Origin of the sequence: Streptomyces alfalfae (assembly GCF_004127445.1) — a bacterium.
Lineage (GTDB): Bacteria > Actinomycetota > Actinomycetes > Streptomycetales > Streptomycetaceae > Streptomyces > Streptomyces alfalfae.
Genome location: NZ_QEXM01000040.1, coordinates 183,429 through 208,416 on the forward strand (window position 1 = coordinate 183,429; position 24,988 = coordinate 208,416).

20 protein-coding genes and 1 pseudogene are annotated in these 24,988 nt (G+C 72.6%); 9 read left to right on the forward strand and 12 right to left on the reverse strand.

What is annotated here, in order from left to right; genetic code table 11:
• Position 1: 1 nt before the first annotated feature.
• Positions 2 to 919 carry a DUF4097 family beta strand repeat-containing protein gene (locus DCW30_RS19250; protein WP_079250005.1) on the reverse strand — a complete coding sequence of 306 codons (918 nt, stop codon included), beginning with the start codon at positions 917 to 919 and terminating at the stop codon, positions 2 to 4.
• A gap of 151 nt (positions 920 to 1,070) precedes the next feature.
• On the opposite strand from DCW30_RS19250, the gene DCW30_RS19255 reads away from it, so the two are divergent.
• The gene (locus DCW30_RS19255) at positions 1,071 to 1,895 is read left to right on the forward strand and encodes a hypothetical protein (RefSeq protein ID WP_076684551.1); all 825 of its coding nucleotides are present in this window, start codon (positions 1,071 to 1,073) and stop codon (positions 1,893 to 1,895) included.
• Between the two features lie 186 nt (positions 1,896 to 2,081).
• Here the strand turns inward: DCW30_RS19255 and DCW30_RS19260 are convergent, their stop codons facing one another.
• From DCW30_RS19260 to DCW30_RS19280, 5 genes are all read right to left on the reverse strand, one after another.
• Positions 2,082 to 2,264, reverse strand: a complete 183-nt coding sequence (locus DCW30_RS19260; RefSeq protein WP_003961784.1) for a DUF6104 family protein — start codon at positions 2,262 to 2,264, stop codon at positions 2,082 to 2,084.
• A 129-nt stretch (positions 2,265 to 2,393) separates the two neighbouring features.
• Positions 2,394 to 6,209 carry a multifunctional oxoglutarate decarboxylase/oxoglutarate dehydrogenase thiamine pyrophosphate-binding subunit/dihydrolipoyllysine-residue succinyltransferase subunit gene (locus tag DCW30_RS19265; protein ID WP_076684549.1) on the reverse strand — a complete coding sequence of 1,272 codons (3,816 nt, stop codon included), beginning with the start codon at positions 6,207 to 6,209 and terminating at the stop codon, positions 2,394 to 2,396.
• A 276-nt stretch (positions 6,210 to 6,485) separates the two neighbouring features.
• Positions 6,486 to 7,565, reverse strand: a complete 1,080-nt coding sequence (locus DCW30_RS19270) for a HAMP domain-containing sensor histidine kinase (RefSeq protein WP_373569021.1) — start codon at positions 7,563 to 7,565, stop codon at positions 6,486 to 6,488.
• 13 nt (positions 7,566 to 7,578) lie between these two features.
• On the reverse strand, positions 7,579 to 8,319 hold the full coding sequence (locus DCW30_RS19275) for a response regulator transcription factor (protein WP_062782102.1): 741 nt from the start codon (positions 8,317 to 8,319) through the stop codon (positions 7,579 to 7,581).
• Positions 8,320 to 8,385: 66 nt separating this feature from the next.
• A complete protein-coding gene (locus DCW30_RS19280; RefSeq protein WP_062782099.1) occupies positions 8,386 to 9,084 on the reverse strand; it encodes a spermidine synthase family protein in 699 nt (232 codons plus the stop codon).
• 305 nt (positions 9,085 to 9,389) lie between these two features.
• Here DCW30_RS19280 and DCW30_RS19285 point away from each other — a divergent pair, with 305 nt between their 5' ends.
• On the forward strand, positions 9,390 to 10,283 hold the full coding sequence (locus DCW30_RS19285) for a rhomboid-like protein (protein ID WP_418347330.1): 894 nt from the start codon (positions 9,390 to 9,392) through the stop codon (positions 10,281 to 10,283).
• A 114-nt stretch (positions 10,284 to 10,397) separates the two neighbouring features.
• On the opposite strand, the pseudogene DCW30_RS38245 reads toward DCW30_RS19285, so the two are convergent.
• Positions 10,398 to 11,186 (reverse strand): annotated as a pseudogene (locus DCW30_RS38245) (methyltransferase); the annotation flags it as partial.
• Between the two features lie 196 nt (positions 11,187 to 11,382).
• On the opposite strand from DCW30_RS38245, the gene lon reads away from it, so the two are divergent.
• On the forward strand, positions 11,383 to 13,803 hold the full coding sequence (lon, locus tag DCW30_RS19295) for an endopeptidase La (protein ID WP_076684547.1): 2,421 nt from the start codon (positions 11,383 to 11,385) through the stop codon (positions 13,801 to 13,803).
• A 59-nt stretch (positions 13,804 to 13,862) separates the two neighbouring features.
• Here the strand turns inward: lon and DCW30_RS19300 are convergent, their stop codons facing one another.
• Positions 13,863 to 14,696 (reverse strand): lysozyme, encoded by an 834-nt coding sequence (locus DCW30_RS19300; protein ID WP_076684545.1) that lies wholly within the window; start codon positions 14,694 to 14,696, stop codon positions 13,863 to 13,865.
• 271 nt (positions 14,697 to 14,967) lie between these two features.
• Between DCW30_RS19300 and DCW30_RS19305 the strand changes: the two genes are divergently transcribed.
• Positions 14,968 to 15,456, forward strand: a complete 489-nt coding sequence (locus DCW30_RS19305; protein WP_062782087.1) for a MarR family winged helix-turn-helix transcriptional regulator — start codon at positions 14,968 to 14,970, stop codon at positions 15,454 to 15,456.
• 46 nt (positions 15,457 to 15,502) lie between these two features.
• Here the strand turns inward: DCW30_RS19305 and DCW30_RS19310 are convergent, their stop codons facing one another.
• The gene (locus DCW30_RS19310) at positions 15,503 to 16,348 is read right to left on the reverse strand and encodes a protein phosphatase 2C domain-containing protein (protein ID WP_107419629.1); all 846 of its coding nucleotides are present in this window, start codon (positions 16,346 to 16,348) and stop codon (positions 15,503 to 15,505) included.
• 355 nt (positions 16,349 to 16,703) lie between these two features.
• Here DCW30_RS19310 and DCW30_RS19315 point away from each other — a divergent pair, with 355 nt between their 5' ends.
• Genes DCW30_RS19315 through DCW30_RS19335 form a run of 5 tightly spaced genes read left to right on the forward strand, consistent with a single transcriptional unit; the run spans position 16,704 to position 22,643 of the window.
• The gene (locus DCW30_RS19315; RefSeq protein WP_373569022.1) at positions 16,704 to 19,712 is read left to right on the forward strand and encodes a sensor histidine kinase; all 3,009 of its coding nucleotides are present in this window, start codon (positions 16,704 to 16,706) and stop codon (positions 19,710 to 19,712) included.
• An 8-nt stretch (positions 19,713 to 19,720) separates the two neighbouring features.
• A complete protein-coding gene (locus DCW30_RS19320; RefSeq protein ID WP_079250004.1) occupies positions 19,721 to 20,263 on the forward strand; it encodes a roadblock/LC7 domain-containing protein in 543 nt (180 codons plus the stop codon).
• Entirely contained in the window at positions 20,260 to 20,721 is a 462-nt protein-coding gene (locus tag DCW30_RS19325) for a DUF742 domain-containing protein (RefSeq protein WP_232626837.1), read from the forward strand. The genes DCW30_RS19320 and DCW30_RS19325 overlap by 4 nt, the downstream gene beginning before the upstream one ends.
• Entirely contained in the window at positions 20,702 to 21,319 is a 618-nt protein-coding gene (locus DCW30_RS19330) for a GTP-binding protein (protein WP_062782072.1), read from the forward strand. Before DCW30_RS19325 ends, DCW30_RS19330 begins: the two co-directional genes overlap by 20 nt.
• Positions 21,320 to 21,377: 58 nt before the next feature.
• Positions 21,378 to 22,643, forward strand: a complete 1,266-nt coding sequence (locus DCW30_RS19335) for a styrene monooxygenase/indole monooxygenase family protein (protein WP_076684538.1) — start codon at positions 21,378 to 21,380, stop codon at positions 22,641 to 22,643.
• Here the strand turns inward: DCW30_RS19335 and DCW30_RS19340 are convergent.
• The 3 genes from DCW30_RS19340 to DCW30_RS19350 form a co-directional block, all read right to left on the reverse strand.
• On the reverse strand, positions 22,613 to 23,782 hold the full coding sequence (locus DCW30_RS19340) for a C40 family peptidase (RefSeq protein WP_076684536.1): 1,170 nt from the start codon (positions 23,780 to 23,782) through the stop codon (positions 22,613 to 22,615). The two genes, DCW30_RS19335 and DCW30_RS19340, sit on opposite strands and share 31 nt — an antisense overlap.
• A 139-nt stretch (positions 23,783 to 23,921) precedes the next feature.
• On the reverse strand, positions 23,922 to 24,200 hold the full coding sequence (locus DCW30_RS19345; protein ID WP_062782063.1) for a hypothetical protein: 279 nt from the start codon (positions 24,198 to 24,200) through the stop codon (positions 23,922 to 23,924).
• 34 nt (positions 24,201 to 24,234) lie between these two features.
• On the reverse strand, positions 24,235 to 24,960 hold the full coding sequence (locus tag DCW30_RS19350) for a TetR/AcrR family transcriptional regulator (protein WP_076684534.1): 726 nt from the start codon (positions 24,958 to 24,960) through the stop codon (positions 24,235 to 24,237).
• Between the last annotated feature and the right edge of the window lie 28 nt (positions 24,961 to 24,988).

The following is a 24,988-nucleotide window of genomic DNA, read 5'->3' on the forward strand; positions in this document are numbered from 1 at the left end:
CTCAGAGCACCTTCTTGTCGGTCGGGCCGTCGAGCGGGCCGTCGGTCGGGCCAGTGGCGGGGCCATGGGAGGGGCCGTCGGTCGGACCGTCGGCCCCGGGGAATTCTTCCTCCACGGGCGGCCTGCGCAGGAGCGCGACCGAACCGGAGACCGTGGTCGCCTTGAGACGGCCGCTGCCCGCCCCGAGCCGGCCCGTGACGCGCTTGGCGCCCCACTGGCCGCTCACCCGCAGGTCCTCGAAGGCGTTCGACACCGCGCCGGACGTGGTGTCCACCTCCACCTCCGCGTCCGCGGGGTGCGGCAGTCGCACGGCGATCTCCCCCGTGACGTTGGTCAGGGCCACCTGGGGCGCCTCGCCCGCCGGGGTGAGGTCCACGATCATCGAGCCGCTGACCGAATCGGCCCGAACGGAGGACCCCGCGGCCTCGACCACGGTCAGATCACCCGAGACGGAGACGCACCGCAGCTCGCCGGTGAGGCCCTGCGCCTCGATGCTCCCCGAGACCGTCTCGGCGTGGACCGGCCCGGAGAGGCCCACCAGTGTCGTGCCGCCGGTGACGCCTCTGACCTCCGTGCGTCCCTCGATGCCGGAGACCATGGTGGCCGCGCCGACCGCGCCCACCTCGACACGCGCCCCGGCCGGCACGGCAAGCGTGACCGCGGCGCTGCGACGCCACCCCTTGAAGTCGAAGCGCTTGAGGAAGCCCTTCCACTGGAGGTCGTCATAGGCGACGGTGACCACGCCGTCCTGCTGGCTGACCGTCAGGGGAGGGCCCTCGACGTCGGACACCTCAAGGCGGGCGGAGTCCTCGCCCGTGCCCACCACGTTCACCGTGCCGTTGACCACGCGCACCCGGAGGGTGGTCACGGGGGCGTCAAACGTGAGCTTCTGCGGCTCGGCGACGGACCACTCAGGCATGGAGCTGACCTCCTCGACGACGGGTCGACCTCGACGCGCCATATCGTGTCTTCTGTTATTCACGATATATCGCGGATGGCGGAAGTCAAGACATGCGAAGAGTGAAGCCCTCGTATGAGGTGAATGGACGGTTATGTCCTAGCGTAGGACCATGTCGTCCGAAGCCTCCGCGCGCACGAGCACCGCCGGTGCGCTGCTGCTCTGCCGGGCAGATCCCGACGCGGTCGGGTCCGTCGCCCCACTGCTCCGTGAGCGGATGCTGCTCGCGCCCGCGGGCCGCGGCTGGACCGTGCTGGTCCCCGAGGGCCGCCCGTGGCAGCAGGGCGGGGAGCCCGTCGACCGGGTGCTCACCGGCTGGGCCACGGCGCTCGCCGTGGGTTCGAGCTGGCCCGTGCTCGCCCTGTGGTGGGACACCGACCGCTCCGGATACACCCTCGCCGCCGGCTTCCGGCGCACCGTCGGCTACGAGTGGCTGACCAGCGGCACGCCCGTCGGGGAGGACGAGGCGATGCGGACGTTCGCCGCGCGGCTCGGCCTCGACCCCGTCCTGGACATGCAGTCACTCGACGCGCTGACCAGGCCCGACGTCGGGTCCGACGCGCGCGCGAGGATGCGCGGGCTGCTTGCCGTCCTGACCCGCACCGGCCTCGGACTCCCGCCGGGCCTCGACCCCGGCGCGCCCGCCGACCGGTTGCGCGAGGCGGCGCGGGCCCACCAGGACGCGCGGCCGGTCGAGTGGACCGGATGGCGGGACGCGGCGCGCGCGGAGTTCGACGTGGTCGAGAGCGGGCCGCTCGGCCCCTGGATGCGTGGCCCCAGGGCGCGGAAGCTCGCCGCGGCGCAGGTGGCGGCGGCGCTCCCGCTGGCGGCATGGGCGGTACGGCGGCGCAGCGGCGGCTGGGCCACGGCCGCCGGAATCCTGCTGGCACAGGGCGCGCTGGGCCTCGCGTACGACAGGATGCGCGCGCACGACTAGACGCTCACGCCCGGCCGCGCACGAACGAGACGCTCACGCCCGCCCGCGCGCCCGGAGATGCGGACGCCATCCCGCGGCTGCCCGCACCCAGACGCCGGCCAGGGCCGCCCGCGCTCGAAGAGCGGCCCAGGCCGCCCGTACGCGGGACGCCTGCTCGTCCTCGTCCTTCTAACTCGTCCTCGTCCTCTACTCGTCCTCGTCCTCGTCGTCGAGGCGCGCCAGCCACGTCGCCAGGCGCTCGACCGGGACCTCGAAGTCGGGATTGAGGTCCACGAAGGTGCGGAGCTGCTCGGCGAGCCACTCGAAGGTGACCTCCTCCTCGCCGCGCCGCTTCTCCAGCTCCTCGATGCCACGGTCGGTGAAGTACAAGGCGATCTCCGTCGGGGGTGTGGTGAATGTGCCTGCTCAGATTATCCGCCGCCCGGGAGACGCCGAAGGGCCCGGCCCTCGGGTGACGAGCACTCGGGGGCCGGGCCCAGCAGGTCGGACCGTGGGGGCCTAGGCCTCGAAGACCTCGCTCAGAAGCTGCTCCTGCTCCTGCTCGTGGCGCTTCTTCGAGCCGACCGCCGGCGACGAGCCGTGCGGCCGCGAGATGCGGCGCAGACGCTCACCGTGCGGGATGTCGGCGCCGACCGCCAGGTCCAGGTGGTCGATGAGGTTGAGGGCGATGAAGGGCCACGCGCCCTGATTCGCCGGCTCCTCCTGCGCCCACAGGTACTTTTCGGCGTTCGGGAACTTGGAGATCTCCTCCTGGAGCTCCGCACCCGGCAGCGGGTACAGGCGCTCGATGCGGATGATCGCCGTGTCCGTGACACCGCGCTTCTGCCGCTCGGCCTCCAGCTCGTAGTAGAGCTTGCCCGCGCAGAAGACGACCTTGCGGACCGCGTTCGGGTCCACGGTGGCGTCGCCGATGACCGGGCGGAAGCCGCCCGACGTGAACTCCTCCGTCTTGGAGGCCGCGGCCTTGAGGCGCAGCATCCACTTCGGGGTGAAGACCACCAGCGGCTTGTGGTGCGGGTTGTGCACCTGCCACCGCAGGAGGTGGAAGTAGTTCGACGGCAGGGTCGGCATCGCGACCGTCATGTTGTTCTGCGCGCAGAGCTGGAGGAACCGCTCGGGACGGGCCGAGGAGTGGTCCGGGCCCTGGCCCTCGTAGCCGTGCGGGAGCAGGAGCGTGACGCCGGACGTCTGGCCCCACTTCTGCTCGGCGGAGGAGATGAACTCGTCGACGACGGTCTGCGCGCCGTTGACGAAGTCACCGAACTGCGCCTCCCACATCACGAGGGACTCGGGACGGGCCAGGGAGTAACCGTACTCGAAGCCCATCGCCGCGTACTCCGAGAGGAGCGAGTCGTAGGCGTTGAAGCGCGCCTGGTCCTCGGAGAGGTAGAGCAGCGGGGTGTAGTCGTCGCCGGTCTCGCGGTCGATGAGGACCGCGTGGCGCTGGCCGAACGTGCCGCGGCGCGAGTCCTGGCCCGCGAGGCGCACCGGGGTGCCCTCCATCAGCAGCGAGCCGATGGCGAGGGTCTCGCCCATGCCCCAGTCGATCGTGCCGTCCTCGACCATGGCCGCGCGGCGCTGGAGCTGCGGGAGCAGTCGCGGGTGCACGGTGACGCGGTCGGGGATGTTGACCTGGGACTCGGCGATGCGCTTGACGACCTCCTGGGAGATCGCGGTGTTCACCGTGACGGGGAACTCGGCCTCGGGACCCGGGACCTCCACCGGCGAGGGCTGCGAGGTGGCCTCGCGGACCTCGGTGAAGACCTTCTCCAGCTGGCCCTGGTAGTCCTGGAGGGCCTGCTCGGCCTCTTCCAGGGTGATGTCGCCGCGACCGATGAGGGACTCGGTGTAGAGCTTGCGCACCGAGCGCTTCTTGTCGATCAGGTCGTACATCAGCGGCTGGGTGAACGCCGGGTTGTCCGACTCGTTGTGACCGCGGCGGCGGTAGCAGATGAGGTCGATCACGACGTCCTTGTTGAACGCCTGACGGAACTCGAAGGCCAGGCGGGCCACGCGGACCACGGCCTCCGGGTCGTCGCCGTTCACGTGGAAGATCGGCGCCTCGATCATCCGCGCCACGTCCGTCGAGTACATCGACGAGCGGGACGACTCCGGGGCGGCGGTGAAGCCGACCTGGTTGTTGATGACGATGTGGACCGTGCCGCCCGTGCGGTAACCGCGCAGCTGCGACATGTTCAGGGTCTCGGCCACCACGCCCTGGCCCGCGAAGGCCGCGTCGCCGTGGAGGGCCACCGGCAGGACCGTGAAGTCCGTGCCGCCCTTGTTGATGATGTCCTGCTTGGCGCGGACGATGCCTTCGAGGACCGGGTCGACCGCCTCCAGGTGCGAGGGGTTGGCGGCCAGCGAGACCTTGATCTGCTCGCCGTCCAGACCGGTGAAGGTGCCCTCGGCGCCCAGGTGGTACTTCACGTCGCCGGAGCCGTGCATCGACTTCGGGTCGAGGTTGCCCTCGAACTCGCGGAAGATCTGCGCGTACGACTTGCCGACGATGTTCGCGAGGACGTTCAGGCGGCCGCGGTGGGCCATGCCGATGACGACCTCGTCCAGGCGCGACTCGGCGGCGGAGTCGATGACCGCGTCGAGCAGCGGGATGACGGACTCGCCGCCCTCCAGGGAGAAGCGCTTCTGGCCGACGTACTTCGTCTGCAGGAACGTCTCGAAGGCCTCGGCGGCGTTCAGCCGGCGCAGGATGCGCAGCTGCTCCTCGCGCTCCGGCTTCGTGGCGTGCTGGCGCTCGATGCGGTCCTGGAGCCACTTGCGCTGCTTGGGGTCCTGGATGTGCATGAACTCGACGCCGGTGGTGCGGCAGTACGAGTCGCGCAGCACGCCGAGGACGTCGCGCAGCTTCATCATCGACTTGCCGGCGAAACCGCCGACCGCGAACTCCCGCTCCAGGTCCCACAGGGTGAGGCCGTGCTCGGTGATGTCCAGGTCGGGGTGCTTGCGCTGCTTGTACTCCAGCGGGTCGGTGTCGGCCATGACGTGGCCGCGCACGCGGTAGGAGTGGATCAGCTCGAAGACGCGGGCGGCCTTCGTGACGTCGTCGTCGTGCGAGGCGTCGATGTCCTTGAACCAGCGGACCGGCTCGTAGGGGATGCGCAGCGCCTTGAAGATCTCGTCGTAGAAGTCCTGCTCGCCGAGGAGGAGGTTCGCGACGATCCGCAGGAACTCGCCGGAGGCGGCGCCCTGGATGACCCGGTGGTCGTAGGTCGACGTGAGCGTCATGACCTTCGAGATGCCGAGCTTGTTCAGGGTGTCCTGGGAGGTGCCCTGGAACTCCGCGGGGTAGTCCATGGAGCCGACGCCCATGATGACCGACTGGCCGGGCATCAGACGCGGCACGGAGTGGACGGTGCCGAGGCCGCCGGGGTTGGTCAGGGAGACCGTGACGCCGGTGAAGTCGTCCATGCCGAGCTTGCCGTCGCGGGCGCGGCGGACGATGTCCTCGTAGGCCTGCCAGAACTCGAAGAAGTTCAGCGTCTCGGCCTTCTTGATGCCCGCGACCACGAGCTGGCGGTCGCCGTTGGGCTTCACCAGGTCGATGGCGAGGCCGAAGTTGATGTGCTCCGGCTTGACCAGGGTGGGCTTGCCGTCCTTCTCCACGAAGGAGTAGTTCATCGACGGCATGGCCTTGATGGCCTGGACCATCGCGTACCCGATGAGGTGCGTGAAGGAGATCTTCCCGCCGCGGGCGCGCTTGAGGTGGTTGTTGATGACGATGCGGTTGTCGAAGAGCAGCTTCACCGGGACCGCGCGGACCGACGTCGCCGTCGGGACCTCGATCGAGGCGTTCATGTTCTTCGCGACGGCGGCGCTCGGGCCGCGCAGCGTCACGTACTCGGGACCGGCCGGGGCCTCCTTGGCGGGGGCCTCCTTCGCGGGCTCCGCCTTGGCGGCGGGCTTCGCGGCGGCCGGCTTGGCCGCGGGAGCCGGAGCGGCCGCGGCGGGCTTCGCCGCGGGGGCGGGCGCGGGCGCGGCCTGCTGCGCGGCGGGAGCCTTGGCGGCGGGCGCGGCCGGGGCGGCCTGGGCGGCGGGAGCACTGGGGGCCGCGGCCCCCGCGGCCACGTCACCCGCCGGCTTCGCCGGGGCGGCGGCCACGGAGGCGCCCACCCCTGGCTTGTAGTCGGCAAAGAAGTCCCACCAGGCTCGGTCGACCGAATTCGGGTCCTGGAGGTACTGCTGATAGATCTCGTCGACGAGCCACTCATTGGGACCGAAGGCGGCGGCAGGGTCCTTGCCCTGCCCGTCTTGGTCGGTCGAGATGCTCGAGTTACTGGGGGACTCTGGCGACACGGCGGTAACCGCCCTCTTCCGCTTCACAAGGTGATGGACAGCGGAAATAAAGGCTACGCCTCCATCGGCGCGAGGTGCAGGCCGGGCCGGTCATCCGTCGCGTAAGTCACACCGGAAAGATGGTTTCGGCGCTGCGAATGGCGGGAAACAAGCGAGGTTCCGCAACGCGAGATGGCCGCGCGGGTACGCCCGGAGGTCGTCTACGCGCGGCGGCGGCTTCCCGGGTACCCCGACGGGGCCCGACGAATCGCTTCCGCTTCGAACCCTACGTCAACTTCAGCTGTCGGGCAGGCCCGGAAGAGTGACCTGGATGCGGCAGCCGCGAGGAGATTCGGCCACCCCTATGTGCCCGCCGTGCAGGTCCACCGCCCAGCGCGCGATGGCGAGGCCGAGCCCCGTGCCACCGTCGTTGCCCGCGTTCTGCGCGGGGGCGCCCCCGTGGCTGCCGCGGTTGAAGCGCTCGAAGACGCGGTGCCGCTCCGCCTCGGGGATGCCGGGGCCCTCGTCGAGGACCTCCAGGTCCAGGGACTCGGGGTAGGGGCCGCGCCGGGCGCGGACCGTCACGCGGCCGTGCGGCGGGCTGTGCTTGACCGCGTTGTCGATGAGGTTCGCCACGACCTGGTGCAGGCGCTCCGCGTCCGCGTGGGCCGTCAGTTCCGGGGGTGACACGTCCAGGTGCAGGTGGACGTCCGTCCGCGTGTGGCTGCCCGAGCCGGAGGCGATGCCCGCGCGCGCGGAGGCGACCATGTTGGCCTCCTTGAGCACGCCGGACAGGTACGGCCACACCTCGAAGCGGCGGGCCTTCAGCGGGACGACGCCGTTGTCGAGGCGGGAGAGGTCGAGCAGGGTCTCGACGAGCCGCCCCAGGCGCTCGGTCTGCTTCAGGGCGGTGCGCATCGTCTCGGGGTCGGCGGCGGAGACGCCGTCGACGACGTTCTCCAGGACCGCGCGCAGACCGGCGATGGGGGTGCGCAGCTCGTGGCTGACGTTGGCCACCAGTTCCTTGCGCTGGGTGTCCTGCGCCTCCAGGTCGTCGGCCATGGCGTTGATCGTGGTGGCCACGTCGCCCAGCTCGTCGCGCCGGTCGGCGCCGCGCACCCGGCGCGTGTAGTCGCCGTGGCTGACGGCGCGGGCCACCGCGTTCATCTCGTCCAGCGGCGCGGTGAGGCTGTGCGCGACGAACTGCGTGATCAGCAGCGTGGCGATCACCGAGAAGACGGTGATGAAGCGCAGCTCGGTCTCGGTCTTCATCGCCACGAGGAGCAGGCCCGTGGTGATGAACACCGAGACGACCACGAGGGCGCCCAGCTTGGTCTTGATGGAGAACGGCCGCATCTCGCCGAAGAGCCCGCTCATGGCGAGGCCGGCCTCATGGCGTGGGGGTCTCAAGGGCGTAGCCCACGCCGTGCACGGTGCGGATGCGCTCGGCCCCGATCTTGCGGCGCAGCGCCTTGATGTGGCTGTCGACCGTGCGGGTGCCGGACGCGTCGGCCCAGTCCCACACCTCGGCGAGGAGCTGCTCGCGGGAGAGGACCGCGCGGGGAGTGTTGGCCAGGCAGACGAGCAGGTCGAACTCCGTGGGCGTCAGGTGGACGTCCTCGCTGCGCACCCGCACACGCCGCTGGGCGTGGTCGATCTCCAGCTCGCCCAGGCGCAGGATGCCGCTGCGGGGCGTGGTGGCGGCCAGCGCGGCCCGCTCGACCCTGCGCAGCAGGACGTGCACGCGGGCCGCGAGCTCCCGCATGGAGAACGGCTTGGTCATGTAGTCGTCCGCGCCGACGCCGAGCCCGACCAGCATGTCCGTCTCGTCGTCGCGCGCGGTGAGCATGAGGACCGGGACGGGGCGCTGGGCCTGGACCCGGCGGCACACCTCCAGGCCGTCGAAGCCGGGCAGCATGATGTCGAGAATCAGCAGGTCCGGTTGCCAGGCCTGGGCGGTGTCGACGGCCGAGGGGCCGTCCACCGCCGTTTGCACCACGAAACCCTCGGCGCGCAGCCGGGCCGCGATGGCGTCGACGATCGTCGGGTCGTCCTCGACCACCAGCACCCGGCGCTGGGCGCCCGGCGTCGCCGCCGTCGCACCGTTCTGGGAGGTGTGTGTCTGCTCCATCGCCCGCCCCTTGACACTGATCGCTTGTGTTCGGTCAGCAGCGTACGGGGCGCGAAGGGGCCTCGGCTACGCAGCCCTGACGCCGAGATGCACCACGTCGGGGACGCCTCGGGCAACGGGGATCTCTTGGGTGGTTACCTGACGGAACCCGGCATTCCGTAGAGCGTCGTCGAAAGTGGACGAGGGTTTCGCGGACCACACGGCGAGCACTCCGCCCGGGGTCAGCCGGGCTTTGCAGGCGGCCAGACCGGCAGGGGAGTAAAGGGAGTTGTTGCCCTCCGTGACGGTCCAGTCGGGGCCGTTGTCGATGTCGAGACAGAGCGCGTCGTACGTCTCGGCGGGCCCGCCGCCGGGCTCCGCGCCCTCGGAGACGTACGTCACGAGGTCCGTGTGAAGAATTCGCGTACGCGAGTCGGCGAGCGCCGCGCGGGAGAGTTCCGCGAGCGGTCCCTCGCGGTGCCAGTCGATGATGGCCGCCTCGCGCTCGACCACGGTGACGCGTCCCCAGCGGGGGTCGGCGGCGGCGTGGGCCAGGGAGAACCCGACGCCGAGTCCGCCGATCAGGACGCTGGGCGCGGGCCTGTCGTCGAGGGCGTCGCGCGCCGCGTCGACGAGCAGCCGCTCGGAGCGGCCGTCGGAGGTGTCCATCAGGAAGCAGCCGTTGGCGATGATCTGCAGCAGCTCACCGTGGCGCCGCAGCACGACCTCGCCGTACGGGCCCTCGCGCCGGTCGAGGACGACGGGGGCGGTGGTGTCGGTCAGCATGGCCCTCAGCGTATGGAAGGCTTCGTGCGGGCACGAGGACAACGCGGAACTCGCCCCCGGGGTTGCTGTGAATCGCGTCGCACGTGGCGTCGGTCATAGACAGCCGCGCGAAAAAGAGCCAAGGGTGGGGCGGGACCGCCGGAAGGAGCCCCTGAGCCGTGAACCAGAGCGTCGAGCCCGTGCACGAGGGGCCGGAGCGGGCCGCGGACGCCGCCCCCGTCGGCGGGGAGCCGGAGCGGGCCGTGCTGAACGCGATCCCGGCCCAGCCGGACCACCGGCCCGCGGGCCCGGGTTCGGGCGCGGCGATCCCGGCCCAGCCGGGTCACCGGCCTGCGGACTCGCGCGCGGCGATCCCGGCCCAGTCGGACCACCGCCCCCCGGGCCCGGGTTCGGGCGCGGCGGTGCGGGGCGAGGCGTGTCCGCCGGCCGTGAACACCCCCGCGCGGCGCGCGATCCGGCCCCGCAAGCTCCTGAAGCTGCTGCCGTCCCCCCGGAGCACGCCCTTCACCTTCGGGTACGCCCTGGTCCTCACCGTCACGTCGCTGCTCGCCCGGTACGCGGACCCGCAGCTCGTCTCCTCGCTGCTGCGCGGTTCCAGCACCGATGTCGCCCACCTGGTGCACAGCCCCGCCCTCGTGCTGGTCGCCAGCGCCCTGTGGATCGCGGGCGGGATCGCCTCGCCGTACGCGATCGGCTTCCTGCTGGTCCTGACCGCGCTCGAACGCCGCATCGGCGGGCTGCGCACGGCCGGGGTGTTCCTGCTCGGCCATGTCGTCGCCACGCTCGCCACGGAGGTCCCGGTGGGGCTCTCGGTCCTCGCGGGGCACCTGCCGGACAGCTCGCTGCACCGCCTGGACTACGGGATCAGCTTCGGCGTGGCCGCCAGCGCCGGGGCGCTCGCGGGGCTGCTGCCGCGCTGGGCGGGATGGACGGCCCTCGCGGGCTTCGGCTGGGTCCTGGTGGACGACCTGATCGCGTTCGAGGACCCGATGACCAACTGGGGCCACCTGCTCGCCCTCGCCATCGGCGTCGCCACCTGGCCGCTGCTGCGGCGGGCCCGCAGGTCGCCCAGGGGCCCGCGTGCTCAGGCCGCCACCGCCTCGACGACCGAGGGGAACGCGGCCGTCGGCAGCACCCGCGTCAGCCTCAGCTCCGCCGCGGCGAGCAGCGCGGCGAACTCCTCCCGCGTGCGCTCCTGACCGTTCACCACGGCGGCCATGGCGAGGTCCATGGCCTTGCCGGGGTGGGGGGGCGTTGCCCCCGGGCAGCACGGACTCGACGATGACGACGCGGGCGCCGGGGGCCATCGCCGCGCGGCAGTTGCGCAGGACGCGCAGGCAGCCCTCGTCCGGCCAGTCGTGCAGGACGTGCTTGAGGACGTAGACGTCGCCGCCCTCCGGCACCTCGGTGAAGAAGTCGCCCGACTCGGCGCTCCACCGGCCCCGCACCGCTTCCTCGCCGCTCAGGACGTGCGTGCTGATCGCGGGCGTCTGGTCGAAGAGCACCCCCGAGAGGCCGGGGCGCCCGCGCAGGACCGCGAGGAGCAGGCCGCCGCGCCCGCCGCCGACGTCCACGATCCGGCCGTGCTCGGGGAAGGGGTACGTCCCCGCGACCACCGCGTCGACCCGCGCCGAGAGCGACGTCATCCCGGAGTCGAACACCTCCCGCAGCTCCGGGTCCCCGGCCAGGTACGTGAAGAACGGCTCGCCGAACAGCCGCTCGAAGGAGGGGCCCGCCTTGCGCACCGTCTCCTCAAGGGCGGCCGAGGACCGCTGGAACGTCGGGTCGGTCAGCATCAGGACCGCCGCGTGCTGGGAGTGCGGCACGTCCGTGCGCAGGGCCTCGCCGGTCGGAGTCAGGTGGAAGGCCCCCGCCCGGTCCTCGCGGAAGACGCCGCGCGTGGCGAGGTAGCGCAGGACGCGCCGCAGGTGCCCGGCGTCGGCGCCGGTCGCCCCTGCCAGTTCGCGCGCGGTGCGCGGGCCCGCCGCCAGGTGGTCGGCCACGCGGCAGCGCGCGGCGGTGCGCAGGGCCGCGGAGAAGAGGTGGCCGAGCGCGTGCTCGACGAGCTGACCGGTGACGTCCTGGGTCTCGGGTGTGTCCACCGCGGGTGTCCTCCGTACGTGGCGGGTGCGGGCCGGGGGACCACCGTCCCGGCGGAGGGCCGATCCGTACAGAGGTGTGGTGGCGACGCCTGACCGATTTCGGTTGATCGCTCAGAGCGAACACCGGTTGGGGAACACCAGGGCGCTCATAAGCATTGAGCCGGTATAGCTCAACTTGAATGCCGAAGGGGAGATCATGGCTACTGAGTCCACCTCGTACACACCGCTCACTCTGCCTGTGCTGCCGCTCGATGACGAGGTGGTCCTGCCCGGCATGGTGGTCCCGTTCGACCTCTCCGACGCCGATGTGCGCGCCGCCGTGGAGGCCGCGCAGGCCGCCGCGCGCTCCGAGGGCGACAGCAAGCCGAAGGTGCTGCTTGTTCCGCGCATCGACGGGACGTACGCCGCCACCGGCGTGCTCGGCACCGTCGAGCAGGTCGGCCGGCTCGCCGACGGCGACCCGGGCGCGCTGATCCGCGGCCGGAGCCGCGTGCGCATCGGCGCGGGCACGACCGGCCCCGGCGCGGCCCTCTGGGTGGAGGGCACGAAGCTCGACGACGCCGTGCCCGATCCGCTGCCCGGCGCCGTCACCGAGCTCGTCAAGGAGTACAAGGCGCTCGCCACGAGCTGGCTGAAGAAGCGCGGCGCCTGGCAGGTCGTCGACCGCGTCACGCAGATCGACGACGTCGCCGCGCTCGCCGACAACTCCGGCTACTCGCCCTTCCTCACCACCCAGCAGAAGATCGAACTCCTGGAGACCGAGGACCCGGTCGCCCGTCTCAGGCTCGCCACCGAGCAGCTGCGCGAGCACCTCGCCGAGCAGGACGTGGCCGAGTCCATCGCCAAGGACGTGCAGGAGGGCGTGGACAAGCAGCAGCGCGAGTTCCTGCTCCGCCGCCAGCTGGACGCCGTGCGCAAGGAGCTGCGCGAGCTCAACGGCGACGGCAAGGACGCGGCCGAGGAGTCCGACGACTACCGCGCCCGCGTCGAGGCCGCCGACCTGCCGGAGAAGGTCCGCGAGGCCGCCCTCAAGGAGGTCGACAAGCTCGAGCGCGCGAGCGACCAGTCGCCCGAGGGCTCCTGGATCAGGACGTGGCTCGACACCGTCCTCGAACTGCCGTGGAACGAACGCACCGAGGACGAGTACGGCATCAAGGGCGCCCGGGAGATCCTGGACGCCGAGCACGCCGGGCTCCAGGACGTGAAGGAGCGCATCACCGAGTACCTCGCGGTGCGCAAGCGCCGGTCCGACCGCGGTCTCGGGGTCGTCGGGGGCCGTCGCGGCGGCGCCGTGCTCGCCCTCGTGGGCCCGCCCGGCGTCGGCAAGACCTCGCTCGGCGAGTCCGTCGCGCACGCCATGGGCCGCAAGTTCGTGCGGGTCGCGCTCGGCGGCGTACGCGACGAGGCGGAGATCCGCGGCCACCGGCGCACGTACGTGGGGGCGATGCCCGGACGGATCGTGCGGGCCGTCAAGGAGGCCGGGTCGATGAACCCGGTCGTGCTCCTCGACGAGATCGACAAGGTGGGCTCGGACTTCCGGGGCGACCCGGCCGCCGCCCTCCTCGAAGTCCTCGACCCGGCCCAGAACCACACCTTCCGGGACCATTACCTGGAGGTCGAGCTGGACCTCAGCGACGTCGTCTTCCTCGCCACGGCCAACGTCCTCGAAGCCATCCCCGAGGCTCTGCTCGACCGCATGGAACTGGTCAGGCTCGACGGCTACACCGAGGACGAGAAGGTCGTCATCGCCCGCGACCACCTGCTCCCGCGCCAGCTGGAGCGGGCGGGCCTGGACAAGGACGAGGTGGCCCTCGACGAGAGCGCGCTGCGCAAGCTCGCCGGCGAGTACACGCGCGAGGCGGGCGTACGCAACCTGGAACGCTCCGTGGCGCGGCTGCTCCGCAAGGTCGCGGCCCAGCACGAACTCGGCGAGCGGGAGCTGCCCTTCACCGTCACGGACGCGGACCTGCGCGGCCTGATCGGGCGCCCGCACCACGTGCCCGAGTCCGCCCAGGACCCGGCCGAGCGCCGCACCGCCGTGCCGGGCGTGGCGACCGGGCTCGCCGTCACCGGCGCGGGCGGCGACGTCCTCTACGTGGAGGCCTCGCTCGCGGACCCGGAGACCGGCGCGTCCGGGCTCACCCTCACGGGGCAGCTCGGCGACGTCATGAAGGAGTCGGCGCGGATCGCGCTGAGCTTCCTGCGCTCGCACGGCGCCGAACTGGAACTGCCCGTGGGCGACCTGAAGGACCGGGGCGTGCACATCCACTTCCCGGCGGGCGCGGTCCCCAAGGACGGGCCGAGCGCGGGCGTCACGATGACGACGGCCCTCGCGTCGCTGCTCAGCGGCCGGCAGGTCCGCACGGACGTGGCGATGACCGGTGAGCTGTCGCTGACCGGCCGGGTCCTGCCGATCGGCGGCGTCAAGCAGAAGCTGCTCGCCGCGCAGCGCGCCGGGATCACCACGGTGATCATCCCGAAGCGGAACGAGGCGGACCTGGACGACGTGCCCGCCGAGGTCCTGGAGAAGCTGGACGTGCACGCGGTCACCGATGTGCGCCAGGTGCTCGAACTGGCGCTCGCGGAGGCCGAGGTCAAGGTCGCCGTGGCGGCCTGACCGCCCGGCGCCGCGGTGGCCGGCCCCCGGAGCCCCGGGGACCGGCCACCGCCGCGTGCTCAGCCGTTGGCGAGCGCCCTGACCCGGTCGAGGGCGCCGTTGAACTTGTTGTGGTCGCCGACCGTCGGGCCCGACGAGGTGTACTGCCACATGGTGTGGAAGCCCCAGCCGGCCGGGAGTTCACCCGGGCTGGTGTTGTAGCGGGCGATCCACAGCGGGTTGCTCGCGCCGAAGCCGCTGTAGTTGCCGGTGCACTGCTTCCACCAGCTCGTGGCGGTGTAGATCACCGCGTCGCGCCCTGTGCGCGCCTTGTACGTGGTGAGGAAGTCACGGATCCAGCTCACCATGCCGGACTGCGACTTGCCGAAGCAGGCCGCCCCGTACGGGTTCCACTCGATGTCGAGCGCCCCCGGCAGCGTCCTGCCGTCCCGCGACCAGCCCCCGCCGTTGCTCGCGAAGAAGTTGGCCTGGGCGGCGCCGCTGGAGGTGTCGGGCGTGGCGAAGTGGTAGGCGCCGCGGATCATGCCCACGTTGTACGAGCCGTTGTACTGCTGGGCGAAGTACGGGTTCTCGTACGAGGTGCTCTCGGTGGCCTTGACGTAGGCCCACTTCACCCCGCTGTTCCAGAGGGTCTGCCAGGCGACGTTGCCCTGGTGGCTGCTGACGTCGACGCCCTCGGTCTGGGTGGCCTCACCGCCCGAGGGGCGGCCGCCCTGGCCGTCGTGCTCGATGACGCCCTGGCCGAGGCGGGCGGAGCCGCGCGGCGGGACGTCGTCCGCCCGGGCCGCCGTGGGGAGCGTCAGGAGGAGGGAGAGCGCGGAGAGTGCTGCGAGGAGTACCCCCGCCGGCGACAAGCGCGAGCGGCGGGCCGATCCGGGTCTGTGCACGGGCATGTGCGTGCCTCCGATGGCCTCGGTGGTGCTCGGTGGGGACCTGCCGACATGTCACGGCGGGACGCCATGGTGTGAACATGTCACTTGAAAAGCTACGCACGTAGACCGCCGCCAGGGAAGAGGGTCAAGCCGCTGCCGTTGGTCCACTCCTGTGGCGGAGGCACCGGAGCCGCACGGTTCCGACCTTGCGAAATACTGGTCAGGCCGCTGCCGCCAAGGCCGCGGCGGGGAAGCCTTCCGGCGGAAACTTTCAGAATCGGGAAAGCGGGACATGGGTGCTGCAGAAGAGGGTGTGACGGGCGGGGACCGCGCGTCCGCCGAACCGGGGGCGGACCGCGAGTTCCTGTCCCTGGAGCGCGAGTTGACCCTCCTGATGCGCCGGGCGCGGGCCTCGTCCGGCGAGATGGCGCGCCAGGTCCACCCCGACCTGGAACCCGCCGCGTACGGCCTGCTCGTCTGCCTGGACGACGCGGGGCCGCAGCGGGCCACCGACCTGGCCGCGTTCATCGGCGTCGGCAAGGCGACCATGAGCCGCCAGCTCAGGGCCCTGGAGGAGCTGGGCCTGGTCTCCCGCGAGCCCGACCCGGCGGACGGCCGCGCCTGGCTGATCCGGCTCACCCCCGACGGCCGCACCCGCTTCCGCACGGTGCGCGCCGCCCGCCGCGCCCAGTACGTGCGCCGGCTCCAGGGCTGGGACCGCGCCGAGGTCGCCGAGCTCGCCCGGCTGCTCGGCCGGCTCAACAGCAGCGCCGAGGGCTGAGGAGCCGGGCGTCATGGCCCGGGCCGCGCGCGGGCGACGGGCCGCTTCAGAACTCCGCGTAGACGACCGCCGCGTCGTCGTGCCGTTTGCCGCGCGGGAAGGCGAGGCCGTCGGGGTCGGCGAGCTCCAGCTCCCTGACCCGGTCGACCAGGCGCTGCGGGCCCTCCTTGCGGACGAGTGCGAGGCAGTCGGCCCAGCCGCCCTCACGGAACGTCTCCACCCAGCGCGACGCCCCGTCGGTCAGTGCCGCCACCGCCGTGACCTCCGCCCTCGGGGCCTCGCCGGTGACCGCGCGCAGGGCGGCCGAGGGGTCGGCGGCGGCGGTGTGGAAGCCGCCGTCGGCGTTGCGCAGGGCCTCGACCGCCGCCCCGTACGCGCGGCCCGCCGCCTCGCGCTCGGCCGAGCCGCGCGGCAGGGCGCGCACCTCGTCGCGCAGCGCCCGGACGGCGGGCGGCAGTTCGGCGAGGCGGCGGTCGAGGACCGCGGTCACCGCGCCGTCGGCCCCCGCGAGCAGGAGCGCCGAGTCGGACAGGACCAGATGCTCGACGCGCTCGGCGTCCCACCGCACGAGCACCACGGTTGCCTGGGGGGTCCGTGGGTGAGAAAGGTCACAGATTGAACCGTGCGCGTCGGCGGTACGCGTGATGGCCCCGGCCAACACATCAGGGAGCGTCAGATCTCGCCGCGAAACGGACAGTTCCCCCAGTGCGCCGCCCAGTCGCGCGGTGAACCAGGGGACGGAATGCAGACAGCCCACCGGTCCCTCGGGCGGTGTCACGCCGTCCAGGAGGACGAGCGAACCGCCCTGTCCGGACGCGGGAAGCGCTACCGACGCGTAGTCCTCGTTGGGGCGTGCGGGGTCTCCGGGCTCGGTGGCGAGTTCGATGCGCATTCGGCCAGTCTGCACGAGGCCTCCACGCGACCCTCCGGCGGTGGATCAGCGGCGCGTAGTGGCCCGTACCAGCAGGTCACGCGCCGGAATTGGGTCGGAATGATCAACTCCGCCGAGGTGTGGCGGCGAATACTGCCAAAGCCGCCGGGCGACGTCCAACCGGCGCTCCGTGCGGGCCCCGTGGCGGCCCCGCGAGGACTTGCCCGCCAACTCCTCGCCGATGTTCACTCCTTCGGGTGGCCAGGCAGACGATGCGCGTCCGCCACCCCATGGCACTGGAATGGTCTGGAGCCGTACCTGGGGCGCGCTCGTGCTGACACACCGTCATCCGGGCCCAGGTCAGCCGAGAACAGGAATGCGAGCACCGGTGCAGAAGATGCGGCCTCGGCGCAAAGGCAAGCAGACGGCCCCGGAAGGGACCACGCCGGACGCGACCACCCCGACCGAGCAGGCGCCGGAGCGCACCGCCACGGACTCCGCGACGGGGGCTGACCAGGTGACGCGGGCTCCCGCCGCCGAGTCCTCGACCGCGCCCAAGGCGTCCGCCGGGGGCACGTCCGCCGCGGCCGACGTCACCAGGCGGCCCACCGCCCGCGTGCGCAACCGGCTGGTCATCGCGGTGGCGGTCGTGGCCGCCGCGATCGTCGGGGCGGGCGCGCCCGCCGTCATCGCCGCCTCCGACCGGGTGCACGACACCCAGGGCCTGGTGACCCTCGCCGAACAGACCCAGCAGGCGGTCTCCCTCGGCCACTCGCTCGCCGACGAGCGCGACGAGGTCACGGCCTTCATCGCCGCGGGCCGCCCCGACGGCAAGGGCCTCTCCGAGAGCCGCAGCGCCCGCGTGGACCGGCAGATCGACGAGCTGCGGGGGGCCGACGCCCCGGCGGCCCTCCGCGACGACCTCGCCGACGTCGCCGCCGTCCGCAGGGCCGCGCTCACCGGCAAGAGCAGCGCCCTCGACGCCCACGAGGCGTACACGAAGGTCATCACCGAACTGCACGGCCTCACCCGCGACCTGGCCGAGCGGCTGCCGCCCGAGGCCAACAGGGGCGCCCTCGCCCTCGTCGACCTCGACCACGCCGTCGAGCAGGCCGCCGCCACCCGTGGCCTGCTCCTGGCCGCCTTCGCCGTGCCGCGGTCGACCTCCACCACCCCCGCCGTCGACCCCGTCACGGGGCTGCCGGGCGCCGTCACGGAGGAGTCGCCGCAGGCCGCCGAGCAGCGCGACGCGCTCACCGCCGCCGCCCAGCGGGCCCACACGCGGGAACTGGCGGCCCTCGCCGACTTCTCGGACACCGCGGACGACCCCGCGCGCTCCACGTACGAGTCCACCGTCACGGGCTCCGACGTCGCCTCGGCGGAGAAGTACCTCAAGCGCCTCACCGACCGGCCCGAGCTGTCCGACGCCGAGCTGCGCCACGACCCCAAGAAGCTCGACGCCGCCCTCTCCGCCCGCATCGAGCTGATGCGCGGCACCGAGTCCGCCCTCGGCGTCGAGCGCACCAAGGACCTCGCGGCCCTCCGCGACGACGACGTCACGGCCCTGGAGATCAGGATCGCGCTCATCGGCGTCTGCCTGCTCGCCGCGGTCGGCGTCTCCATGGCCATGGCCCGCTCGCTGACCAGGCCGCTCGCCGTCCTGCGCCTCGGCTCGGCCCGCCTCGCGACCGAGCCCGCGCCGCAGGAGCCGATTCGTTTCACCGGCCGCGACGACGAGTTCGCCCAGGTCGTCCGCTCCGTCAACGCCCTGCACGGCCACGCCGCCGCGCTCACCGAGCGGCTGACCACGCTCGAAGCGGACCGCAAGCACCTCATCGGCAAGCGCCAGGCCATGGCCGACGAGCGCGAGGCGCTGCGCGCCGAACTCGCCGAGGCCTCCGCCCACCTGGAGCGCGTGCGCCGGTCCATCCACGGCACGTTCGTGAACCTGGCCCTGCGCACCCTGGGCCTGGTCGAGCGCCAGCTCGCCGTCATCGAGAACCTGGAGGGCCGCGAGCAGGACCCGGAGCGCCTCGCGACGCTCTTCAAGCTCGACCACTTCGCCACGGTCATGCGCCGCCACAGCGAGAACCTCCTGGTCCTCGCGGGCGCCGAGCACGGCCACCAGCACCCCGGGGCGGTCCCGCTGGTCGACGTGGTGCGCGCCGCCGTCTCCGAGATCGAGCGGTACGAACGCGTCCGCATCGCCGCGCTGCCGCCGCACGCCCACATCGCGGGCTTCGCGGCGGACGACATCAGCCACCTCGTCGCCGAGCTCCTGGAGAACGCGACCTCGTTCTCGCCGCCGGACGCGGCCGTCGAGGTCTCCGGCTGGCTCCTGGAGAACGGCGAGGTCATGCTCTCCGTGCAGGACGAGGGCATCGGCGTCCCCCAGGACCGCATGCGCGGGCTCAACGCCCGGCTGACGGACTTCGACCCGGACGACGCCTACGACCAGGAGAGCGGCGACGGCCTCGGGCTCGGCCTCTACGTCGTGGCGCGGCTCGCCGCGCGGCACGGGGTCCGGGTGCGGCTGCGGGAGCAGAAGCAGGGCGGCACGGCGGCGGTCGTGGTGCTGCCGAAGCAGATCCTCGCGGCGGCGCCGGACCTGGCGGCGGGGCCCGGCGCGGCGGCCGGTCCCGGCGCGGCCGGGGAGGGCGTCGTCCATCTGCCGGGCTCGGAGGCCGAGGCCAACTCCAACGTCATCCCCGGCCGGCTGGCGGCCCTCTCGGAGGATGGCGCCGACCCGCTGATCGCTGCGGCCGAGCGGACCCTGGAGACGGCGTTCCCGCAGCCCGCCGCCGCGGAGCGGGAGCCGGAGCCGAAGCAGGCGCCGCGGGCCGACGCGGGCCAGCGCGAGCACGCGGCGGACGAGCCCGAGGCGGCGAAGCCCGGGTCCGAGGCGACGAAGCCCCAGGCCGAGGCGACGAAGCCCCAGGCGGAAGCCGAGCCGGAGCCCGAGCCCTCCCCCGAGACGACCATGGAGCTCGCACCGCCCCGCGCCCCGGACGCGGCCCCGCCGACCGAGCCCGAACCCGAGGCGGCCCCCGAGCCCCCGGCGGCCCCGAGGCCGCCCAAGTGGGAGCGCGTCACCGACAAGGGCCTGCCCAAGCGCACGCCCAAGGTCACCGCGCCCCCGGCCGCCGTGCCGGGGCCGCGCGGCGGCTCCGTGGACGCGGCGGCTCTCCGCCGCCGGCTCGGCGGCTTCCACCAGGGCGCGAAGAGCGGCCGCAGGGACGTGGAGGCCGAGATCGCGGGGGAGGAGCCGACAGAGACGCCGGCCGCGTCCGACCGAACGCGGCACGACGAACCCACGCAAGGTAACGAAAAGAACGCAAAAGCCGCAGACGTAATGGGGGACTCAGTCGAGGAGGCAAGCAGTTGACTGCGCCCATGCGCACGCCCGGTTCTTCCGCGGCACCCGCCACATCCACCGCACCCACCGCGTCCGGCGGCGCCTCGGGAGCCGGGCAGTACGGCCTGAGCCGTGAAGCCCGGAACCTGCACTGGCTGCTCACCAACCTCGTGGAGGAGGTGCCCGGCATCCTCTCCGTCGCGGTGGTCTCCTCCGACGGACTCCTGCTGCTCTCCTCCGACCCCGGGCAGCACGCCGAGCGCCCGGCAGAGGCCCCCAAAGGCCCCCGGGGTTCGAGCGCCGACCTCGCCACGATCGTGTCCGGGCTCGGCTCCCTCACCGTCGGCGCCGCCCGGCTCATGGACGGCGGCCCGGTCAAGCAGACCATGGTCGCGATGGAGGAGGGCAGCCTCTTCGTCATGACGGTCAGCGACGGCTCCCTGCTCGGCGTGCACGCCACCCCGGACTGCGACATGAGCGTCGTCGCCTACCACATGGCGCTCTTCGTGGGCCGTGCCGGACACGTCCTCACCCCTGAGCTGCGCAGCGAGCTGCGCCAGTCGCTGGAGGACGCCCGATGAGCGGAAGGCGCGGCGGCCGTGCCGCGGCGAAGCTGCCCCGGCGCGGCGGCGACCTCCCCCAAGCTCTCGGCTCCGCTCGACCAGGGAGGCGCCCCCATCCCGCCCGCGTGCGGCCCTACTCGCTGACCGGCGGACGGACCAGGTTCGGCCACGTCCTCCTCGTCGAGACCTTCGTGGCGAGCAACGCGGCGATCGAGGCCGCCGACGAGCGCCTGGAACTGACCAAGGGCACGGCCCGTGTCATGCCGGAGATGCGGGCGATCGTCGAGATCTGCCGCCGCATGCGTACGGTCGCGGAGATCGCGGCCCTCCTCAAGATGCCGCTCGGCGTGGTCCGCGTCCTCCTGAGCGACCTCGCCGACCAGGGAAAGATCCGCGTGTACGGAACGGGCCACGGCCCGGGTCAGCCCGACCGCGCACTGCTGGAAAGGGTGCTGAGTGGACTCCGCCGTCTCTGAACTCCTCGAGGACGAGGATCAGCTGCAGCCCTGGCAGACGGACAGGTCACGCGCCCCGATCGCCACGAAGATCGTGGTGGCCGGCGGCTTCGGCGTCGGCAAGACGACACTGGTGACCGCCGTCTCCGAGATCACGCCCCTCCAGACGGAGGCGCTGATGACGCAGGCGAGCGTCGGCACCGACGACCTGAGCGGCACACCGGAGAAGACGAGCACCACGGTCGCCATGGACTTCGGCCGCATCACGCTCGACAACGACCTGGTGCTCTACCTCTTCGGCACGCCGGGACAGCAGCGCTTCTGGTTCATGTGGGACGACCTGATGCGCGGCGCGATCGGCGCCGTGGTGCTCGCCGACACCCGCAGGCTGTCCGACTGCTTCCCGGCCCTGGACTACTTCGAGAGCTGCGGCCTGCCGTACATCGTGGCGGTGAACCACTTCGACGGCAGCGAGGAGTTCGAGGCCGACGACGTGCGCGAGGCGCTGACCGTCGGGGAGCACATACCGGTGCTGATCATGGACGCGCGCAAGCGTATCTCGGCGATCGAGTCCCTGCTCGCCCTGGTCGGCCACGCCCTCGACGTCGCCCCCGAGTGACCGACGCCCCCCACACCTTCCCCCAGCATTTGTGAACGTACGTAGGAGTAGTCCCCCCATGCGGAAGATACTTGTCGTGGGAGCCGGTCAGTCCGGTCTCCAGATAGCCCTCGGACTCCAGGCCCAGGGGTACGAGGTCACCCTGATGTCCAACCGGACGGCGGACGAGATCCGGTCCGGGCGGGTCATGTCCACCCAGTGCATGTTCCACACCGCGCTCCAGCACGAGCGGGACATCCAGGCGAACTTCTGGGAGGCGCAGGCCCCGAGGATCGAGGGCGTCGGCGTCTCCGTCGCGGGCCCCGACTCCTCCCCGGGTTCGAGCAGCGGATACCCCACGCGCGCCATCGACTGGGTCGGCAAGCTCGACGGGTACGCCCAGTCCGTCGACCAGCGCGTGAAGATGGCCGGCTGGATGGAGACCTTCGCCCAGCGCGGCGGCCAGCTCGTCATCCACGGTGCGGCCGTCTCCGACCTCGACTACTTCTCGCGCACCTACGACCTGGTGCTCGTCTCGGCGGGCAAGGGCGAGCTGGTCTCGATGTTCGAGCGTGACGCCGCCCGCTCCCCGTACAGCGAGCCGCAGCGCGCCCTTGCCGTGGCCTATGTGCACGGTCTCGGCCCGCGCCCCGAGCACCCCGAGTTCGACGCGGTGCGCTGCAACCTCGTGCCCGGCGTCGGCGAACTGTTCGTGATGCCGACGTTCACCCACACGGGCCGCGCCGACATCCTGTTCTGGGAGGGCGTGCCCGGCGGCCCGCTGGACGTCTTCCAGGGCGTCAAGGACCCCTCGGAGCACCTGGCGCTGACACTGGAACTCCTGGAGAAGTACCTGCCCTGGGAGTACGCGCGCGCCACGAAGGTCGAGCTGACCGACGCGGGCGGCACCCTCGCCGGGCGGTACGCGCCGACCGTCCGCAAGCCCGTCGGCCGGCTGCCCGGCGGCGGTCTGGTCCTCGGTGTCGCGGACGTCGTGGTCGCCAACGACCCGGTCACGGGCCAGGGCTCCAACTCGGCGTCCAAGTGCGCCGCCTCGTACATCTCCTCCATCGTCGAGCACGGCGACAAGCCGTTCGACGAGGCCTGGATGCAGTCGGCGTTCGACCGCTACTGGGACACCGCGCAGTGGGTCACCAAGTGGACGAACGCGATGCTGGGCGCCCCGCCGCAGCACGTCCTCGACATCCTCGGCGCGGGAAGCCGCCTCCAGCCGGTGGCCGACCGCTTCGCCAACGGCTTCAATGACCCGGCCGATTTCGAGCACTTCTTCTACGACCCGGAGAAGGCCGCCGCCTACCTGGAGTCCGTGGCGGCCGGCGCCTGACGGTCGCGGTACCCCAGGTCGCTGCCCGAGGCGGCGCCCTGGGGCAGCCTCGGCGGGGTGTAGCCCCGCATGGCCCGGCCCGCGGGGTCGGGCCGCACCGCGCCGAGCACCGGGTTGGCGGCGATGGGCGAGACCTTGATCCGGGTGCCGGGGCGCGGCGCCTGCACGACCTTGCCGTCGCCCAGATAGATCGCCACGTGTGTGGCCTTGGGGAAGTAGACGACGAGGTCGCCGGGGCGTAGTTCGGCCAGCGGGATGTGGCGCAGCCGCTTCCACTGCTCCTGGCTGGTGCGCGGGATGTCGCGTCCCGCGCGCTGCCAGGCCTGGGAGGTGAGCCCGGAGCAGTCGAACGCGTGCGGTCCCTCGGCGCCCCACTTGTAGGGCCGCCCGATCTGCTTCACCGCGAACGTGAGGGCCTTGTGGCCGCGGCGCGAGGGCGCCCGCACGGCCGGGCCGCCGCCGAGGGCCCCGGTGGCGAGGAACCGCTTCTGGTCGTTCCGCACGCCCTTGTCCTCGGCCCGCCGCAGGGACGTGAGCTGGTCGTCGGTGAGCGAGGCGAGCAGTTCCTCGACTTCCTTGAGCTGCCGGACGACCTTGTTCCGCTGTTTCTTCTGGCGGGCCGCCAGCGCGGCCCGCTCGTCCACGGCCCGCTTGGCCGCGTCGGCCAGCGTGTCCGCCCGCCGCGCGCCGCCGGCCATGCGTTCCACGGTCGCGGCCCGGTCCGCGGCGACCCTGCCGACCACGTGCCCCTGTTCGAGTGCGAGCCGCGGGTCGCGGGCGAGGAGCAGGCGGAGGTAGGGGGAGACCTCGGCGGCCGAGGCGTTCTGGTATTGCTGCCGGGCGAGGCGGCCCGCGTCGCCCCTGCTGTCCTTGAGCGACCTCCGCGCCCTCACCAGCTCGGCCCGCAGGTCAGCGGCGTGCGCACGCTGCTTCTTCAGCTTCTCCGCGGTCGCGTTGTACTTCTCGGTGGCCTCCTCCGCGTCCCGGTAGAGCCGCTGAAGCTCCGTCAGGAGCCGGTGGACGGAGCGCGCGTCGGGGTCCGGCGCCGGCGCCGGCAGCGCCTGGACCGGGGGAGCGGCCGTGAACAGGGAGCCGACCACGGCCCCCGTGCAGACCCAGCGCGGCAGCTTGCCTGACACCTCATCACCTCCGGTGCGCGGGCGGTCCTTCCGCCGCGCACCGCGAGCATCGGGCCGACTTCCCGGTTCCGCCTCCGGAGGCGTCCCGTCGGCCCAAGGAGATCACCCGTCCAGGGTGTGACGGCGTGTCGGCTTGCGGTCAGGCGGCCGGGCCGGAGGGCTTGGACCACGGCCATTTCAGGCCGCCGCCCTTGTCGCCGTCCGTGTCGTACTCGTACTGCCAGCGCGCCGTCAGCGAGAACCGCCGACCGGTCGCCGCGGGCGCCCTGCGGTAGACCAGGACGGTCGGGGGGCCGCCCGCGTCGTCGGGGACGGGCACGCGGTACACCTTCGGCGGGTGCCCGGTCGGCCCGAGCAGCACCGGGAGCACCCGGCCGTCCAGGGGGCCGCCCACGAAGGGGGTCTCTTCGCTCTTCACGCCACCAGTGTCACACCACGGCGGGCGCGGGCCTTCACAGCAGGTGGGCCGCGTCGGTGACCACGGGCAGCACCCGCCTCGCGAGCCCGCCCGCGGGGCCGTCGGGCGTCTCCATGGGGAGCGCCCACCGCACCACGCCGGCCGTCTGCGGGTCGCGTCCCGCCGTCGTGACGAGCACCGCCATGAACTGCTCGACGAGCATGTCCCGCAGCTCGTCCAGCGGCGGCTGCTTCCCCGCGTCCAGCCAGATCAGCGAGGCCGCCTCGACCGCGGTGATCCACATCCGCACGGTCATCCGGAGCGAGGGGCCCGGCTCCACCACGTCCAGGTGGGCCAGGATGTGCTCGGCCGCGGCCCGGCGGACCCCGTCCACGATGGCGGTGGTCCGGGAGGTCTCCACCACGCTGCCGCCCTGGAGCAGCGCGCTGAACCCGGCGTCGTGCCCGTCCACGAAGGCCAGGTACCGGTCGAGCGCCCGCGAGAGCCGCTGGGTGAGCGGGCCCCGCGGCGGCTCGGCGAAGCACTGCTCCAGCTCGTCGGCCGCGGAGCGCAGCGCGGCCTCGTACAACTGCTGCTTGCCGCCGGGGAAGTAGCGGTAGACGAGCGGCCGTGAGACCCCGGCGGCCTCCGCGACGTCGTCGAGGTTGACCTCTTCGGGCGCGCGGTGCGCGAAGAGGGACAGGGCTGACTCCAGGAGCTGCCGCCGCCGCGCTTCGACGCTGAGGCGGCGGTACGCGGGGGTGGTGGCCGGCGTCGTCATACCCCGCAGCGTAGCCGGGGGCCGCGGG